Below are 16362 nucleotides of genomic sequence, written 5' to 3'. Positions count from 1 at the left end.
CGCTCGGTCTCAAAGGCGCTGCACGACTCGCGCCATACATACCCTCAATCCCAGCGCAGATCCTCAGCCGGCACCGGCCGCCCGAACCAGTACCCTTGCCCCAGCTGGCACTCCTCCTGCAACAGGAAGGTGGCCTGTTCCGCCTGCTCGATGCCCTCGGCATGCACCTGCATACCCATGCTGCGGGCCAAGGCAATGATCACCCGCACAATTGCGATGTCATCCTCATCCACTGGCAACCCAGCTACAAACCCTTGGTCGATTTTCAACTTCTGCACCGGCAAACGCTTGAGCCGCAGCAGTGATGAATACCCGGTGCCAAAGTCGTCGATGGCCAAGGTCACCCCCAGCTCGCGCAAACGGTGCAGTTGCTCAAGCGCCACCTCAGGGTCTTCCATCACCGCGCTTTCGGTCACTTCAAGCTCCAGCAAGGCCGGGGCCAGGCCGGTGTCGTGCAGCACTTCGGCTACCTGTTGATAAAGTTCGTGCTGGCCAAACAGCCGGCTGGAGATGTTCACCCCCACAAATGCCAGCTGCCGGCCTTCAGCCTGCCACTGCACCATTTGCCGGCAGGCCTGGCGCAGCACCCAGGTATCGATCTCGGCAATCAGGCCGGTGCGCTCGGCAATCGGGATGAACTCACCCGGCGGTACCAGGCCGCGCCTGGGGTGCTGCCAGCGCACCAGCGTCTCGACCCCGACCTGTCGGCCTGATGCCAGGTCGTGTACCGGCTGGAAGTACACCCTCAGTTCATCCTGCTCCAGGGCCCGACGCAATTCAGCGGCGGTCTCGACCCGATGCTGTGCATGGGCGGTCAGCTCTTCGGTGTACAGGGCATAGCAGGCCCGCCCGTTGCTTTTGGCCTTGTACAACGCCGAGTCGGCATTGCGCAGTAACTGCTCGGCACCCAAGGCATCGCTGGGGTACAGGCTGATTCCGACACTGGCGCTGATGAACAGGCGATTGCCCTCGAACTGAAACGGCTCACGCATGCGCTCGATGATGCACTGCGCCAGCTTGCCCGCCTGGCCGACCTGTTGGCAGTTCTCGGCCAGCACGCCGAACTCGTCGCCGCCCAGGCGCGCCAGGGTCATACCGTTACCCAACACCTCGCCCAGACGCTCGCCCACCAGCTTCAACAACTGGTCGCCAATGGTATGGCCCAGGCCGTCGTTTATGCTCTGGAAATGATCCAGGTCCAGCAGCAACAAGGCGCAACCGCGCTTGTTGGCCTGCGCCGCCGCCAATGCCTGCTCTACCCGGTCGGTAAACAGCAGGCGGTTGGGCAGGCCGGTCAACGGGTCGTGGTGGGCCAGGTAGGCAAGTTCCTGTTCCGAATGCTTGATGGCGCTGATATCACTGAACACCGCCACGTAATGACTGAGCTCACCTTCGTCATCGCGAATGGCGCAAATGGTCTGCCACTGCGGGTAGATTTCACCGCTTTTGCGCCGGTTCCAGATTTCACCGCTCCACTCGCCCTTCTCGGCCAGGGTGGCGAAAACCTCCTGGTAGAAGGCCAGGCCATGGTGGCCGGACTTGAACTTGTTCGGGCGCTGGCCGATAACCTCATCCTGCTGGTAGCCGGTGATGCGCATGAAGGCACGATTGACGTGCACGATAAGGCCCTGGCGGTCGGTCACCAGCACACCTTCGAGGGTACTGTCGAACACCGCGGCAGCCATGCGCAGCCGTTCACGGTCTTCACAACGCAAACGTGCGCCATGGCCGATGAAGTTGAGCAGGCGCACGCGCGACACATAGATCAGCACGGCACTGAGCAGCACCCAGACCACCACATTGATCTGCCGCCCCACGGTCAGTGCCAAGGGGTCGTCAGTCATGCTGTGCAGCATCATCTCCGCCAGCGCAAGCCAGAGGATCGAGAGCACCACATACAGCGCAGCCATGCGCAAGGCGTCGCGAACGGAAACAGACATGTCGGGTGGGAAAGGCCATCAAAAAGGAGTGGGCATTATAAAGGCTGAAACATGTCGTGACCTCCTATCTCAACGGTTGACTGGTTTTATTTCCCCGCCAAGGGATAATCAGCCCTTCCCCCTGCATTTCGAGGGTATTTGCACCTATGTGGTATAACGGCCTGCTCGACCTGTCGGCCTGGCAACTGGTCGGCATCACTCTGTTGATGACCCACGTGACCATTGTCAGCGTCACGGTCTACCTGCATCGCTACTCCGCGCACCGGGCCCTGGAGCTCAACGGCGCGCTCAAGCACTTCTTCCGCTTCTGGCTGTGGCTGACCACGGCGCAGAACACCCGCGAGTGGACCGCCGTCCACCGCAAGCACCACGCCAAGTGCGAAACCCCCGACGACCCGCACAGCCCGGTGTACAAGGGCCTGGGCACAGTGCTGCGCAAAGGTGCCGAGCTGTACCGTGAAGAGGCGCGCAACCCCGAAACCCTGCGCATCTATGGCAAGAACTGCCCGGATGACTGGATCGAGCGCAACCTGTACTCGCGTTACAAACTGGGCGGTATCGCACTGATGGCGGTGATCGACCTGCTGCTGTTCGGCACCATAGGCATCACCATCTGGGCGGTGCAGATGATGTGGATTCCGTTCTGGGCCGCCGGTGTGGTCAACGGCCTGGGCCATGCCCTGGGCTATCGCAACTTCGAATGCCGCGACGCGGCCACAAACCTGGTGCCATGGGGCATCGTCATCGGCGGTGAAGAACTGCACAATAACCATCACACCTACCCCAACTCGGCCAAGCTCTCGGTCAAGCGCTGGGAGTTCGACATGGGCTGGGCGTGGATCCGCCTGTTCTGCCTGCTGCGTCTGGCCAAGGTGCAGCGCGTAGCGCCCATCGCCCATCGGGTGGCCGGCAAGGCCAGCCTGGACATGGACACCGCCATGGCCATCTTGAACAACCGCTTCCAGATCATGGCCCAGTACCGCAAGCTGGTGATCGGCCCGCTGGTGAAACAGGAACTGGCCCGCGTCGACGCCTCGGTGCGTCACCGCTTCCGCCGTGCCAAACGGCTGCTCTCGCGCGAAACCAGCCTGCTGGAAGATCGCCACCACGTGCGCATCGAGTCCATGCTCGCGCACAGCCAGGCACTGAAAACCATCTATGAAAAGCGCCTGGCCCTGCAGCAGATCTGGGCGCGCACCAGCGCCAACGGCCACGACATGCTGGCGGCCATGAAAGACTGGGTACACGAGGCTGAAACCAGCGGCATCCAGGCACTGCGCGACTTCGCAGCACAACTCAAGACTTACTCGCTACGCCCGACCGGCGCCTGACCGCCGTTGATCGGCACGCCTCTCAGCGGGGCGTGCCGTTCGGAACTTAGCCCCGACCTCTCCACTCGAATCTGGAATATCGCCTGCGTGGCGGGCCGGATGCTGGCCGCACGCCTTCACGTTGAGACCTGCTCCGTGCACATGGCCAAGAACATTCCAACGATATTTCCGGGTACCCCACCTCCCGAAGCCGCCCAGACCTTGCTGGCGTTACTCCACGCCCAAGGCGAGGTTGCCCGCCTGAGTGAGCGCGATCAGCTGTTCAGCTCGTTGCTCGACAGCGTCAATGCAGTGCTTTGGGCCTTCGACTGGGGAACCCGTCAGGTGCTGTACGTCAGCCCAGCCTACGAGCGCATCTTCGGCCGCCCGGTCAGCCTGGTGCTGGCTGACTACAACGAATGGCGTGACAGCATCTACCCCGACGACCTCGAATTCGCCGAACGTAGCCTGGCCCAGGTCCTGCTCAAGGGTGCGGTGGAAGACCGCGAGTACCGCATCCTCAATGCCGACGGACAAATACGCTGGCTGAGCGACAAGTGCTACATCAACCAGCAGCACGATAGTGATCGGGTAATCATTGTCGGTATCGCCGAAGACATCACCGAGAAGAAGCAGCTTGAAGGCGAACTGCAGCGCCTGGCCACCACCGACGTGCTGACCCAGAGCAGTAACCGCAGGCACTTCTTCGAATGTGCTCAGCAAGCCTTCGACAGTGCTCGCGAGGACGGTACACCGCTGGCTTTCCTGCTGCTGGATATCGACGACTTCAAACGCATCAACGACAGCTATGGCCACCAGGAAGGCGACCAGGTGCTGCAACACATCGCCGACAGCGGCAAGGCCGTGCTACGCCGGGGCGACCTGTTCGGGCGCATTGGCGGCGAAGAATTTGCTGCGGTGTTTCCGGGCTGCAACGCTCAGGTCGCGGAGCAGATTGCCGAGCGCTTGCAGCGGCAGATTCAGCTCTTGAGCTTTAGCCATGGGCAGCAGACGTACGGGGTGACTGTGAGTCAGGGGCTGACCGGGCTGACCGATGAGGATGTGACGCTGGACAGCCTCTATGCGCGGGCAGATGCGGCAATGTACAGGGCCAAGCGGCAGGGCAAGAATCAGATAGTCCGCGGCTGATCAGGCGGCAGGGGCACCGGCTTTGGCCGGTATTCGCGGGCCCGGCGCCACACCTGTGGGAGCGGGCAAGCCCGCGAAGGGTCGCAATGCGGCCCCCGAATCTCAGCTGGAAACCTCGGCCCCAGCCACCGGCGGTTCTTCCTGTGGCTTTACTTCCGGGCTCTCCACTTTGCGCAACCGCCTAAGCTCCGGCAGGCCAAGCTTGAGCAGGCGCGCCGTCTTGCCGCTGGCCACCTTCTCCAGCCCCTGCTCAGCCGGCAGCCGCGACAACTGCCCAGCCAGGTTCATGGCCAGGATCTCCAGCGAGTAAACTCCACCACCCAACTGGTAGATCGCAGCGATCAACTCGCGCAGTGCCAGCGGCAGACGCCAGCGAGTACGCAGCGCCGAGCCGAATGCCGCACCAAACTCCTCCAGCGATTGCTGCACATTGCGCTCGTTCAGGTCTCCCCCGGCCAGCCGCCACTCCTGCAGGCAGCGCAACACCGCCAGGTCGCCCAGGCAATGCAGCAAGCCCGCGCAATAACAACGCCCCTCGTCCAGTTCGAGCATGCGCGCCAAGGTGCGGCCATATTCGGCAGTGTGCAGTGACAGGTCCCAGTAACGGGCTGCGTGCTCTGCCAACAGGGGGTCGCTGAGGCGTGCGCTGCGCTTGAGGGTCATGCCCAGGATCAGGTTCATGCTTTGGGTACTGCCAAGCTTGTTCAGGGCCTGCAGCAACGTCTGCACCGGGGCTTCACGGTGCAATGCCGCACTATTGGCGGCAGCAATCAGTACCGCCGTGACTTGCGGGTCGTTACACACCTCCTCTTCGAGCGCCCTGAGGTTCAGGCCTTGGGGATTGAGCGCCCGTTTGATCGCCAGCTGCACATCTGCCAGCAGCGGCCCACCATCGGCGCTAGCGCGGCGCTGTTCAAGGTAGGCCGGCAGGCTGGCACCCGCCTGCAATGCCGGTACCGGGCAGGCAATCTCCTCGCCAACGGCCAGCAGCAACTCTTCCAGGCGTTTGCGCAGGTTATCCAGATTCAACGGCTTGCTCAGGTAAGCAGTGGGGTGCAGGGGCAGCGCTTCACGCACACTGGCGCTGTCATTGCGGTTACTCATGAGAATGAACGGTACCCCTGGCCCTTTGGCGCGCACCTTGCGCAGCAGGTCGAGGCCATCGACACCGGCCAGCTCACGGGCGGCGATGATCAGGTCAGGCTTGTTGGATAAGGCACTGAGTGCCTGCGAGCCGTCAGTGCATACCTGCAGGCGGGCATCACAACGTACGCTGAGCAGCATCTCGCTGAGTAAATCCCGTACCCAAGGATCGCCTTCGACAATCAGTACGCTTGGTGGGGTGGGGGCTGCAGCACTCATCGCCAACTACTCCTGAATACCCTGACACACAGTCCGTCGCAGCTTCCAAAGCGAGTCCTCCGACAACCATAGCGCTACATGGCTTTTCTGGGCATAAAAAAAACCCGCCTGGGCGGGTTTTTTCTGGAGCACGTCACATCAGGCGATTTCAGCGAAGCACTCTTCGATGATGGCCAGGCCTTTGTCCAGCAGCGCGTCTTCGGCGGTCAGCGGAACAAGGATACGCAGGACGTTGCCGTAGGTACCGCAAGACAGCAGGATCAGACCCTTTTCGCGGGCCTTGGCGACAACCTGGCCAACAGCAGCAGCGTTCGGGGTGTGAGTGCCTTTCTCGAAGACTTCGACGGCGATCATCGAGCCCAGACCACGGACGTCGCCGATGATCGGGTACTTCTTCTGGATTTCGCGCAGGCCGGCGGTCAGGCGCTCACCCACAGCCTTGCTGCGGTCCAGCAGTTTTTCTTCTTCGAACACTTCGATCACGGCCAGGGCCGCGGCGCAAGCGATCGGCGAGCCGGCGTAGGTGCCGCCCAGGCCGCCTGGAGCGATGGCATCCATGTACTCGGCCTTGCCGCACACACCGGCCAGCGGGAAGCCGCCAGCGATGGACTTGGCAAAGGTGGTCAGATCAGGCGCAACGCCCATCTGTTCCATGGCGAAGAAGGTACCGGTACGGCCAGCGCCAGTTTGTACTTCGTCGGCGATCAGCAGGATGCCGTGCTGGTCGCACAGGGCGCGCAGGCGTTTCATCAGCTCTTTCGGCGCTGGCAGGAAACCGCCTTCGCCTTGTACTGGCTCGAGGATGATCGCGGCGATGTCGCGCGGCTCGGCGTCGTTCTTGAAGATGCGCTCGACCGAGGCAATGGCGTCGTCAACGCTGATACCGTGCAGTTCGCTCGGGAACAGGGCGCGGAAGATGCCGCCTGGCATCAGGCCCATGCCAGCGGAGTACGGCACGACCTTGCCGGTCAGGCCCAGGGTCATCATGGTACGGCCGTGATAACCGCCGGTGAAGGCGATGACGCCAGCGCGGCCAGTGGCAGCACGGGCGATCTTGACGGCGTTTTCAACGGCCTCGGAGCCGGTGGTGACCAGCAGGGTCTTCTTGTCGAAGTCGCCTGGGACCAGCTTGTTGATCTTTTCGCACAGCTCTACGTAGGGTTCGTAAGCCAGCACCTGGAAGCAGGTGTGGCTGACCTTGGTCAGCTGCTCTTGCACGGCTGCAACCACTTTCGGGTGCAGGTGGCCGGTGTTCAGTACTGCGATGCCGCCGGCGAAGTCGATCAGTTCGCGGCCTTCAACGTCGATCACGGTCGAGTTCTTCGCGGTGTCGACGAAGATCGGGTGGATCTGGCCGACGCCACGTGGGACGGCAGCTACACGACGTTGCATCAAGGATTCGTTGGTTTTGCTCATAATGCCCTCATTGCGCCGACAGGAATGGCGCTTTTATTCGGGGGTGGCTGGGAGTGCTCGCGAACAGTATTCGTTGATCGACTGTCGTGAGCGCCCTGGCCACCAGGTACTGCAATGTAAAAAAGGCCAGCGAGACGTCGCTCTCGCGCCCCGCTGGCAGAGGTAAAGCCTTTACCGTGCGATCAGACGCTGATGCACAGGTATTTGATTTCGAGGTAGTCCTCGATACCGTACTTGGAACCTTCGCGGCCCAGGCCCGAGGCCTTGATACCACCGAACGGCGCCACTTCGTTGGAGATCAGGCCGGTGTTGATACCCACCATGCCGTATTCCAGGGCTTCGGCGACACGGAACACACGGCTCATGTCACGGGCGTAGAAGTACGAGGCCAGGCCGAACTCGGTGTCGTTGGACATGGCGATGACTTCGGCTTCGTCTTTGAAGCGGAACAGCGGCGCCAGTGGGCCGAAAGTCTCTTCCTTGGCGACAGCAGCGCTCTTCGGTACGTCTACCAGGATGGTCGGTTCGAAGAAGTTGCCTTCGATCAGCTTGCCACCGGACAGCACTTTGGCGCCTTTGCTGACGGCGTCCTCGATGTGCTCCTGGACCTTGGCGACAGCCTTGCCGTCGATCAGCGGGCCAGTGGTGGTGCCGTCTTCCAGGCCGTTACCGATCTTCAGCTTGGCAACTGCAGCGGCCAGCTTCTGGGCGAACGCGTCGTAGACGCCGTCCTGCACGTAGATACGGTTGGCGCAAACGCAAGTCTGGCCGTTGTTGCGGTACTTGGAGATGATCGCGCCCTCGACCGCCTTGTCCAGGTCGGCGTCGTCGAACACGATGAACGGGGCGTTGCCACCCAGCTCCAGGGAAACCTTCTTGATGTCCTTGGCGCATTCTTCCATCAGCTGGCGACCGATTTCGGTCGAGCCGGTGAAGGACAGCTTGCGTACCAGGGAGTTGCCGGTCAGTTCGCCGCCAACTTCGCCGGCGCTGCCGGTAACCACGCTCAGCACGCCTGCCGGGATGCCGGCACGGTGGGCCAGCTCAACCAGGGCCAGAGCGGAGTATGGGGTTTGCGAAGCAGGCTTGAGAACCATGGTGCAGCCAGCGGCCAGGGCCGGGCCGGCTTTACGGGTGATCATGGCGGCCGGGAAGTTCCACGGGGTGATGGCCGCGGTAACGCCGATTGGCTGCTTGATGACAATCAGGCGCTTGTCTGGCTGGTGGCCCGGGATGGTGTCACCGTAGATGCGCTTGGCTTCTTCGGCGAACCACTCGATGAACGAGGCAGCGTAGGCGATTTCGCCCTTGGCTTCGGCCAGCGGCTTGCCCTGTTCGGTGGTCATCAGGCGAGCCAGGTCGTCCTGGTTCTCGATCATCAGTTCGAACCAGCGACGCAGCTTGGCCGAACGCTCTTTCGCAGTCAGGGCACGCCAGGCCGGCAGGGCCTTGTCAGCGGCTTCGATGGCGCGGCGGGTTTCCGCGGTGCCCATCTTCGGCACGGTACCGATGACTTCGCCGGTGGCCGGGTTGGTCACCTTGATGGTCTGGCCGTTGTCCGCATCCAGCCACTCACCATTGATATAGGCTTGCTGGCGGAACAACTGAGCGTCTTTGAGCTGCATGTCGGCTTCCCGAATTGTTGATTGTTGAAAAGCGCCCAAGGCAGGGCATCGAGCGTTTGAAATCTCAAACGAATGCTAAGCGGCTGCTGGGGTGTTGGACAATAGGCTGTTCGAAAAAAAGAACGAATGGTTGAACAGCCCATCTGAAATCACCCGCAGAATGGCCGCTAAAGGGTAGACGATGCTGCGGCCGGACTCGGGGCGAAGCCAAAATTCGTTTCACTGCTGGTCACGGTCAGTTTCCACACGCCCTGACGTCGGGCTGAAACGATGATGCTGTCGTCATCGGCAGAGTAATCGACGGAATTGACGTGGATCCAGTTACGGCCGGTATTACCCCGGCCGACAGTTCGATCGGTATTGTCGTGTATCCGGCCCCAGGTATCTGCACAGCCAACACGGTAAAAACAGCTACAGATCAAGGCGATGGACGTCAACGACACAGATGGGTATCATGCGTGCGCGTTGCACTCGTAGCTCAGCTGGATAGAGTACTGCCCTCCGAAGGCAGGGGTCGTGGGTTCGAATCCCGCCGAGTGCGCCATATCAAGAAAGCCCTGGGCCTGAGCCCGGGGCTTTTTCGTTTGTGCGCCATGTCACCTTTCTGGTACTCCCGTGCCACGGGTCATTGATGTTAGCGTGGGCGTCTTCCCGTTCTCTGAACGGGTAACCCATAACAATGATTGGCGAAGGAATGCGCACAACCATGCAGTTGAAAAAACTCACCGCCACCACCCTGTTGCTGGCCAGCATCGGCCTGTTCACCCAGTCTGCCCAGGCCAACCTCACCCAGCAGCAGTCCGCAGCTATCGTCAAAGCCTTCGACGGCAGCGACCCAAGCGACTTCAAGCAATTCCTCGGCAAGCTCAAAGGCAGCGACCTGGGCAAGGCCGACAACCTCGAGGCAACCGTCGACGCCTACCTGGCCAACAAGCCATTGGCCGCCGGGCAACAAGACGAGATCAACCGCCTGCTCGGCCTGTATACCCGCATCAAGTATGGCAAGGCCGCTACCGAAACCCTGCGTGAACTGGTAGCCATCCCCACCTTCAATGTCGAGGGTACGCCGCAGTACGAAAACCCTGAATTCCTCAAGATCGCCGACAGGATCAAGGCATTGGCCGATAGCTTCGGCCTGGCCTTCCGCAACATCGACAACCGGGTGTACGAGATCTCGCTTGGCAGCGGGAAGGAAGTGATCGGCATCCATGCCCACGCTGACGTAGTGCCGGTCAACCCGGACAACTGGAAGCTGGCCGATGGTACGCGCCTGGACCCGTTCAAGGTCACCCTGGTGGGTGACCGCATGTACGGCCGCGGCACCGAAGACGACAAGAACGGCATCGTGGTGGCGATGTACGCGCTGAAAGTGGCCAAGGACGAAAACCTGCCGCTCGCCCGGCAGTTCAAGCTGCTGATCGACACCACCGAAGAAACCAGCGGTGATGCCATTCCCTATTACTTCGAGCGCAACCCTACGCCCGACTACAACCTGGCCCTCGACGGCGGCTACCCGGTAGTAATTGCCGAGAAAGGCTACGGCACGATCATGGCCAGCTTCAACAAGCGCCCGGCCAGCGGCAAGGGTGCCGAGATCGTCAACCTGACCGGTGGCCTGGCGACCAACCAGATCCCGACAACTTCGGTTGCGACCCTGATTTCTGACAACCCGGCACAGCTGGCCAAGCACCTGCAGCAAGCCGGCGCCAGATATGTGAAGCAGCATGGAAGCGACTTCAGCATCGACGCCAAGGCCGACGGCAAGCAAGTCTTGCTCACCGTGACCGGTGTTTCCGCACACTCTTCGGAGCCGGAATCCGGCATCAACCCGGTGGCGCGTATGCTCGACTTCATCAATGGTCTCGGCCAGCAGGTGTCGCTCAAGCACAACCACTTTACCGACGCTGCCCGCTATGCCGCCGACAACTGGGGCCTGGACTACCTGGGCAACAAACTCGGCGTGGCCTTCAAGGACCCGTTCATGGGCCCGCTGACCACTTCGCTGACCTTTGTCGGAGTGGATGACAAAGGCTTGAAGCTGGCGGTAAACCTGCGCATTCCCAAGGGGAAGCCGATCGCCACGATCAAGGACGAACTGGCAGAGAAACTGGGCAAATGGACCCGGGAAAGCAACACCTCGGTGGCGTTCGATTACAGCCTGGACGAACCGATGTACCGTAACCCTGAAGGCGAATGGGTCCAGGCTCTGCTCGCCGTGGCCACCGAGAACCTGGGTATGAAGCATGAGTTCGGTACCTCGGCCGGCGCGACTTCGGTGCACGATCTTCCCAACGGTGTGCAATTTGGCCTGGCGATGCCAGACGTGAAGTACACCGGGCACAACGACAACGAGTTCAAGACCGTGGAACAGTTCATGTTGGACCTGCAGATAGTGAGCGAGATGGTGGCGCGGATCGGGCAGATGCCGAAGCTTTGATGGGCATTACGGCCTCTTCGCGGCTTTAGCCGCGAAAAGGCCGCTGCAAGCGAACAGCAATGACGTTTTTCAATCGGCTCCATGCCGTTTCCTGCATTGCCGTGCAGAGCGCCGTACCGGATGCTTTAGTTACTCCGAGACAGTGCTTTTTTATCCGCAGAGGCCCGTATGAAGACCGTCGAACAAATCCTCAAGACCAAGTCCCAGCACCAGACCGTCTACACCATCGGCCCGGATGACTCGGTGCTCGACGCCCTGAAACTGCTGGCGGAGAAAAACATCGGTGCGCTGCCTGTAGTCGAGGGCAGCCAGGTAGTGGGTATCGTCAGTGAACGGGACTATGCGCGCAAACTGGTCCTCAAGGGCCGCTCTTCCGCCGCCACCCCGGTACGCGAAATCATGAGTGCACCGGTGGTCACCGTGGAACCCAAGCAAAAGCTCGACTTCTGCATGAACCTGATGACCGACCGCCACCTGCGTCACCTGCCGGTGGTCGACAACGGCAGATTGCTCGGCCTGCTCTCGATCGGTGACCTGGTCAAGGAAACCATCGCCGAACAGGCCAGCCTGATCAAGCAGATGGAGCAGTACATCCGCGGCGAATGACGCGCCTCAATGGTAGGCGCGCTCCAACTCGTCCAGTTGATGGTCGAAGCTACGCAAGCGCGCCGACCAGGTGTACACCAACACTTCCAGGTCGCGGTTGAGCACTGCCGTATTGCCGTGGCCGCTGTGCGTGGGCTCGCCGAGGTCAAGCTGGTAGCGTTCACGGGCCATCGCCTGGGCCACGCTGGACAGGTCGCGAGCGTTGGCCAGCCAGTGGTGATGGCGGTCATGGATTTCGCGGTCGAGCACCCGGCACTGGCGCTTCAACGCATCCAGGCTCTGCTCCAGCGGTGTGCCTCTGAGCTCGCCCATGACCTCTTCGAAGGTACGCCCCGAATGCCAGTAGCTGCCCCAGAAATAGCGGTCGAAAACCGTCTCGACGCGGCGTAGTGCAACCTTGGTGTTCCAGATGGTCAGCAACGTTCGCCCCTGCACCACTTCGCGCTTGTTCAGGCGCAGTTGCTGCCAGGCGATCCATGTCAGCGCCAACAGTGCAACCGCCACAGTGACTGCGGCAGCGGCATACAGGAAATGCACCGCCTGAGTCATCTGTTGCGTCTGCCTGATGCCATAGAAGTAACTGGCCGTCAGGGTGCCCAGGATCGTCACGGAACACCAGAAACCTGGTGCGTAGGGATCTTTCATCGCGCTATCCCCTTATTGTTTTCCTGAGCATAGCAACGGCCGATCACTCGTCAGGTGCCACTCGGCGCTTTATTTTCGGGGGCGGCGCAATGCTTCGTTGAGTTGATCGAAGGGCACAGCCCAATCGGAATCTTCAATGATGCTGTCCTTGAGAAATGCACGCTGAGAGTCGTTCCAGAATGGCGCATCCACCAGCTTGATTTCGTTCTTCAGCGGGGAATGGCTGGTAATGAACTGATCGATACTCTTGGGATCGTCGGGCAAGCCCAGCTGCTTGAACAGCTCGGCAAAGGGATGGATCAGCGCTTCCATGGTTCCTCCTGAGCGCCAGGCAAGCCGTCCACGACGCCCGCCTGGCATTGGTTTGAAAACATCAGCACAGCTCGCACACTTCGGCGTGCGGCACCAGTTTCATGTACTGCTCCATGCTCATGTGAATCAGGTGATCGTGGTCACCCGCCTCCAGGTAGACATCGCCTTGGCGGGTAAGACTCGGGTCGAGCAGCATTTTTATCTGGTAAGCATCGCCAAGGGCCGGCACAGCACCGCGTTCGCAGTCATTGAACAGGCTCGGCAGACCGCTTTCACGGGTCAGATGCCAGGCCCCGGACATGCGCACCTTGTCCAGGTCCAGATGCCGGTTGGCCGGTAGCACGGCCATAATGTAGTTGCCGTGACGGTCATCGACCATCACCGCCTTGGCGACCCGTTCGGCGGGCACGCCGGCCATACGGGCCGACTCCAGGCTGGTGGCCGAATGTGGGTGGGGAATGATGTCGTAGTCGCAGTTGGCCTTGTCCAGGCTGGCCTGCAGGGTCTTTGCCATACGCATGATGCACCTCCGGTTTCGCCCCCCAATCTTCAATTTTAGGCCGGGTACGAGTGGTCGGGGCTAAACTTGTGTAATACGCGCAAATGAGGTGACGACAGGTGATCGCCCACTGCTGGCGCTGGCTGTTGCTGCTGTTGTTGCTTGGCATCACGCCAGGTGGCCAGGCAGCGCCCGGCGCGGTGTGGGTGCTGGGCATCGACGACGCCATCGGCCCGGCCAGCGCCGACTACCTGGTACGCAGCCTTGGCCAGGCCCAGGCGCAAGGCGCGCAACTGGTGGTTATCCGCATGGATACCCCGGGCGGGCTGGACAGCGCCATGCGCCAGATGATCAAGGCAATTCTCGCCAGCCCTGTGCCGGTCGCCAGCTACGTTGCCCCCAGCGGAGCCCGCGCCGCCAGCGCCGGCACCTATATTCTCTACGCCAGCCATATTGCGGCGATGGCGCCCGGGACCAATCTGGGTGCTGCCACGCCGGTGCGGATCGGCGGCCCGCCTGGCACGCCCGATGATGACAAGGCCAAAGGCGGCGACGATGAAACCCTCGCACGCAAACAGGTCAACGACGCTGCTGCCTACATCCGTGGACTGGCGCAAATGCGCGGCCGCAACGCCGACTGGGCGGAGAAGGCCGTGCGCGAGGCGGTCAGCCTGTCCGCCAGCGAGGCTTTGCGCCTGAACGTGATCGATCAGGTGGCCGATGACCTGCCTGACCTGCTGCGCAAGCTCGACGGCAAAATGCTCCAGGTGGCCGGCCAGCCACGGCAGTTGCAGACCGCAGGCGCCAGCGTGGTCGAGCATCTGCCGGACTGGCGCACACGGGTTCTGGCGGTGATCACCAACCCCAGCGTGGCACTGATCCTGATCATGATCGGCGTTTACGGCCTGTTGTTCGAATTCATGAACCCCGGTTCTGCGGTGGGTGGTGTGGTCGGTGGTATCTGCCTGCTGCTGGCGCTGTATGCGCTGCAGCTATTGCCGGTGAGTTTCGCCGGGGTGGCGCTGATCCTGCTTGGCATTACCTTCATGGTCGCCGAAGCCTTCTTGCCCAGTTTCGGCGTGGTCGGCTTCGGCGGCATCGTTGCCTTTGTGGTCGGCGCGTTGATCCTGATTGACACCGACGCCCCCGGTTTCGGCATCCCGCTGGCCTTGATCGGCACCCTGGCGCTGCTCTCGGCATTATTGATCGGTGGCGTGCTGGGCATGGCTCTCAAGGCCCGTAAGCGGGCGCTGGTCAGTGGCGACGCCGGCCTGGTCGGCAGCCTGGTCACCGTCACCCAGGTGATGGCAAGCGACCCATTCTGTGGTGTCGTGCTGGCTCAGGGCGAACCATGGCAAGCGCGGTGCGCAACGCCGCTGCAAACTGGCCAGAACGTACGGGTGACCGCGCGCCATGGCGTGATGCTGGAAGTGAGCGCCGCCGCCCCTGCGACGCAAGGAGAATGAGCATGTTCATGCAATTCGGTTTCGGCGCAGTGCTGATCGTGCTGGCCATGCTGGTGCTGTCGGCGTTTCGCATCCTGCGCGAATACGAGCGCGGCGTGGTGTTCCAACTGGGGCGCTTCTGGCAGGTCAAAGGGCCGGGGCTGATCCTGTTGATCCCGGTGATTCAGCAAATGGTACGGGTCGACCTGCGTACAGTGGTACTGGATGTGCCGCCGCAGGATGTGATCACCCGCGACAACGTTTCGGTCAAGGTCAACGCAGTGTTGTACTTTCGCGTGCTCGACCCGCAGAAAGCGATCATTCAGGTCGAGGATTTTCTGGTGGCGACCAGCCAGCTGGCCCAGACTACCCTGCGTGCGGTGCTGGGCAAGCACGAACTGGATGAGCTGCTGGCAGAGCGCGAGCAACTGAATCTGGATATCCGCCAGGTGCTGGATGCGCAGACGGATGCCTGGGGCATCAAGGTGGCCAACGTCGAGATCAAGCACGTTGACCTGAACGAGTCGATGATACGCGCCATCGCCCGCCAGGCCGAGGCCGAGCGCGAACGTCGGGCCAAGGTGATTCATGCCGAAGGTGAACTGCAAGCGTCGGAGAAACTGATGCAAGCCGCGCAAATGCTGAGCAAAGAGCCGGGGGCGATGCAGTTGCGCTATATGCAGACACTGGGGGCGATTGCCGGGGACAAGAGCTCGACCATCGTCTTCCCGCTGCCGATAGATTTGCTGAAGGGGCTGGCTGGCAAGGAGAAATAGTGATGGACCAATCGCGGGCTTGCCCGCGAATGGCCTGTATTCGGTCTGTCAGACCGGCGCGCGGCGCAAGGTCGCGAGGAAGGTGGCTGCACCAATGAACAACCCGGCAAAGGTCCGGTTCAAACGCTTCTGCTGTTTGGGTGTGCGCAACATGCGCAACACATGCGAAGCCAACCCGGTGTACCCCGCCATCACCAGCAGGTCGACAGTGACCATGGTCACGGTGATCGCCACATATTGCGGCAGCAGCGGCGCATGCGGGTTAAGGAACTGCGGCAGCACCGCCAGCATGAACACCAGCGCCTTGGGGTTGCTGACGTTGACCAGGAAACCACGGAACACCAGGCTCAGCGGCTTGCCGATCGGGCGCACGCCTGATTCATCGCTCATGTCCATCGGCAGTGCACGCCATTGCTTGTAGGCCAGGTACACCAGGTAGGCGACGCCAAACCACTTGATGACCTGGAACGCCGTGGCCGAGGCGGCCAGGATGGCACCGACGCCGGCGGCGATGATGGCGATCTGCATGATCAGGCCCAGCTGAAGGCCCAAGGCGTTCCAGTAACCACGCCAGAAGCCGTATTGCAGGCCGCTGGACATCGAGGCAATCGCCCCGGCACCAGGTGAAAGGCTGATCACCCAGCAGGCAGCAAAGAAGCCCAACCATACTTCCATCGACATCACACACCTCGCTCGAACATTTGTTGCAAAACGTTAAGCTAAGGTTTTGGCGAAAAAATAACCAGTGATTTCTGATGGATTTGTGGTGTCTGACCTGACTTCTTCGCGGGCACGCCCGCTCCCACGCCCAGTGCATCTTCAGACGGTGGGATACCTGTG

15 protein-coding genes and 1 tRNA gene are annotated in these 16362 nt (G+C 61.4%); 7 read left to right on the top strand and 9 right to left on the bottom strand.

Going from position 1 to position 16362, the window contains the following annotated elements; translation table 11 throughout:
- Window positions 1-44: 44 nt before the first annotated feature.
- Entirely contained in the window at window positions 45-1940 is a 1896-nt protein-coding gene (dibA, locus tag ACE4QZ_RS03185; RefSeq protein ID WP_021782576.1) for a phosphodiesterase DibA, read from the bottom strand.
- Between the two features lie 146 nt (window positions 1941-2086).
- On the opposite strand from dibA, the gene desA reads away from it, so the two are divergent.
- Both desA and ACE4QZ_RS03175 read left to right on the top strand, forming a co-directional pair.
- Window positions 2087-3271, top strand: a complete 1185-nt coding sequence (gene desA / locus ACE4QZ_RS03180; protein ID WP_010951599.1) for a delta-9 fatty acid desaturase DesA — start codon at window positions 2087-2089, stop codon at window positions 3269-3271.
- A gap of 99 nt (window positions 3272-3370) precedes the next feature.
- On the top strand, window positions 3371-4399 hold the full coding sequence (locus ACE4QZ_RS03175; protein ID WP_021782575.1) for a GGDEF domain-containing protein: 1029 nt from the start codon (window positions 3371-3373) through the stop codon (window positions 4397-4399).
- 102 nt (window positions 4400-4501) lie between these two features.
- Here ACE4QZ_RS03175 and ACE4QZ_RS03170 read toward each other — a convergent pair whose 3' ends face one another.
- The 4 genes from ACE4QZ_RS03170 to ACE4QZ_RS03155 all read right to left on the bottom strand — a co-directional run bounded on the left by ACE4QZ_RS03170 (window position 4502) and on the right by ACE4QZ_RS03155 (window position 9245).
- Window positions 4502-5761 carry a response regulator gene (locus ACE4QZ_RS03170; RefSeq protein ID WP_021782574.1) on the bottom strand — a complete coding sequence of 420 codons (1260 nt, stop codon included), beginning with the start codon at window positions 5759-5761 and terminating at the stop codon, window positions 4502-4504.
- A 138-nt stretch (window positions 5762-5899) separates the two neighbouring features.
- A complete protein-coding gene (gene gabT / locus ACE4QZ_RS03165; protein WP_003255866.1) occupies window positions 5900-7177 on the bottom strand; it encodes a 4-aminobutyrate--2-oxoglutarate transaminase in 1278 nt (425 codons plus the stop codon).
- A 182-nt stretch (window positions 7178-7359) separates the two neighbouring features.
- The gene (gabD, locus tag ACE4QZ_RS03160; protein ID WP_021782573.1) at window positions 7360-8802 is read right to left on the bottom strand and encodes an NADP-dependent succinate-semialdehyde dehydrogenase; all 1443 of its coding nucleotides are present in this window, start codon (window positions 8800-8802) and stop codon (window positions 7360-7362) included.
- A gap of 167 nt (window positions 8803-8969) precedes the next feature.
- A complete protein-coding gene (locus ACE4QZ_RS03155) occupies window positions 8970-9245 on the bottom strand; it encodes an aryl-sulfate sulfotransferase (RefSeq protein WP_223271100.1) in 276 nt (91 codons plus the stop codon).
- Between the two features lie 24 nt (window positions 9246-9269).
- Between ACE4QZ_RS03155 and ACE4QZ_RS03150 the strand changes: the two genes are divergently transcribed.
- From ACE4QZ_RS03150 to ACE4QZ_RS03140, 3 genes are all read left to right on the top strand, one after another.
- Window positions 9270-9346: transfer RNA gene (locus tag ACE4QZ_RS03150), tRNA-Arg, on the top strand.
- A gap of 162 nt (window positions 9347-9508) precedes the next feature.
- Window positions 9509-11239: a dipeptidase gene (locus tag ACE4QZ_RS03145; protein WP_021782572.1), complete on the top strand. Its 1731-nt coding sequence runs from the start codon at window positions 9509-9511 to the stop codon at window positions 11237-11239.
- Window positions 11240-11407: 168 nt separating this feature from the next.
- The gene (locus tag ACE4QZ_RS03140; RefSeq protein WP_021782571.1) at window positions 11408-11845 is read left to right on the top strand and encodes a CBS domain-containing protein; all 438 of its coding nucleotides are present in this window, start codon (window positions 11408-11410) and stop codon (window positions 11843-11845) included.
- 6 nt (window positions 11846-11851) lie between these two features.
- On the opposite strand, the gene ACE4QZ_RS03135 is transcribed toward ACE4QZ_RS03140, so the two are convergent.
- The 3 genes from ACE4QZ_RS03135 to ACE4QZ_RS03125 all read right to left on the bottom strand — a co-directional run bounded on the left by ACE4QZ_RS03135 (window position 11852) and on the right by ACE4QZ_RS03125 (window position 13322).
- Complete coding sequence (locus ACE4QZ_RS03135; protein ID WP_279935147.1) at window positions 11852-12490, bottom strand: NADH:ubiquinone oxidoreductase subunit N; 639 nt, start codon at window positions 12488-12490, stop codon at window positions 11852-11854.
- A gap of 69 nt (window positions 12491-12559) precedes the next feature.
- Complete coding sequence (locus ACE4QZ_RS03130) at window positions 12560-12802, bottom strand: DUF2789 domain-containing protein (RefSeq protein WP_021782569.1); 243 nt, start codon at window positions 12800-12802, stop codon at window positions 12560-12562.
- 61 nt (window positions 12803-12863) lie between these two features.
- A complete protein-coding gene (locus ACE4QZ_RS03125) occupies window positions 12864-13322 on the bottom strand; it encodes an aminoacyl-tRNA deacylase (protein ID WP_021782568.1) in 459 nt (152 codons plus the stop codon).
- A gap of 98 nt (window positions 13323-13420) precedes the next feature.
- Between ACE4QZ_RS03125 and ACE4QZ_RS03120 the strand changes: the two genes are divergently transcribed.
- Both ACE4QZ_RS03120 and ACE4QZ_RS03115 read left to right on the top strand, forming a co-directional pair.
- On the top strand, window positions 13421-14767 hold the full coding sequence (locus ACE4QZ_RS03120; RefSeq protein WP_021782567.1) for an NfeD family protein: 1347 nt from the start codon (window positions 13421-13423) through the stop codon (window positions 14765-14767).
- Window positions 14768-14769: 2 nt separating this feature from the next.
- Window positions 14770-15522, top strand: coding sequence for a slipin family protein (locus ACE4QZ_RS03115; RefSeq protein ID WP_021782566.1), 753 nt, complete (start codon window positions 14770-14772; stop codon window positions 15520-15522).
- Window positions 15523-15570: 48 nt separating this feature from the next.
- Here ACE4QZ_RS03115 and ACE4QZ_RS03110 read toward each other — a convergent pair whose 3' ends face one another.
- Window positions 15571-16203: a LysE family transporter gene (locus ACE4QZ_RS03110; protein ID WP_021782565.1), complete on the bottom strand. Its 633-nt coding sequence runs from the start codon at window positions 16201-16203 to the stop codon at window positions 15571-15573.
- Window positions 16204-16362: the final 159 nt, after the last annotated feature.

Origin of the sequence: Pseudomonas sp. DCA-1 (genome assembly GCF_046523955.1) — a bacterium.
GTDB lineage: Bacteria > Pseudomonadota > Gammaproteobacteria > Pseudomonadales > Pseudomonadaceae > Aquipseudomonas > Aquipseudomonas putida_Y.
Note: the sequence above shows the minus strand (reverse complement) of the source record. Positions and strands in the feature narration are given on the sequence as shown.